This window comes from Bacillus sp. HMSC036E02 (genome assembly GCF_001836235.1).
Classification (GTDB): domain Bacteria; phylum Bacillota; class Bacilli; order Bacillales; family Bacillaceae_G; genus Bacillus_A; species Bacillus_A cereus.
The window spans coordinates 1-672 of record NZ_KV827809.1; the positions used below are offsets into that span (position 1 = coordinate 1).

The window sequence follows — 672 nt, forward strand, 5'->3', positions numbered from 1 at the left end:
ATTTTCCTAATTTCATTAAAAATCCCCCTAGATATTACTAAAATTACAATATAATGATATATTATTTTATGTAATATTTCAAATAATTTCTAAAAAAGGTTATAAATATAAAAAGGCGCCCATATAAGGGTGCCTTTTCCAATAGTTTTTAGCAGAAACAACTGCCTCCGATAATGATTAATAAAATAAACAATACAACTAATAAAGCGAAACCTCCAGCGAAACCGCAGCCTTCGCCACAACTACCACCATATCCCATAACAATAGTGCCTCCTTTAGATTAGAGGGTAAAACTAGGGTTCATTCCATGGATTTTAATGGGTTCACTTTACCTTATGTTTTCAAGAATGAATTGAGAAGGTCCTTTTGAAAATAGAGAAAAGACGCCATAAGGCGCCTTCCTTTTAGGTAGATAAGACTTTAGTTTTCCAATCTAAAGAAATTTTGTATTAGTTCTTTGAGAGTATATCATGATATTTGCTTGATTTATTATGCATTTTTACATAACCCTTCAAATCCCTCTATTTTCCATTTGATAAAATACAATTCCAATATTGTTAATAATTAAATAAATATTTATATAAATTGAAAATATTTACAAAAGTTACAAAAGTGATACATTTAAGTTGCAAGTTATAAAACATATTTAAGGGGGATTTATTATGTTTAAGA

1 protein-coding gene is annotated in these 672 nt (G+C 28.3%); it reads right to left on the bottom strand.

What is annotated here, in order from left to right; all coding sequences use genetic code 11:
- Nucleotides 1-148 precede the first annotated feature (148 nt).
- Nucleotides 149-259 carry a YjcZ family sporulation protein gene (locus tag HMPREF2590_RS28510; protein ID WP_083325418.1) on the bottom strand — a complete coding sequence of 37 codons (111 nt, stop codon included), beginning with the start codon at nt 257-259 and terminating at the stop codon, nt 149-151.
- Between the last annotated feature and the right edge of the window lie 413 nt (nt 260-672).

Excerpts from the sequence above, each read along its gene's own strand:
- HMPREF2590_RS28510 (WP_083325418.1), bottom strand. The coding sequence starts at position 259 with ATGGGATATGGTGGTAGTTGTGGCGAAGGCTGCGGTTTCGCTGGAGGT.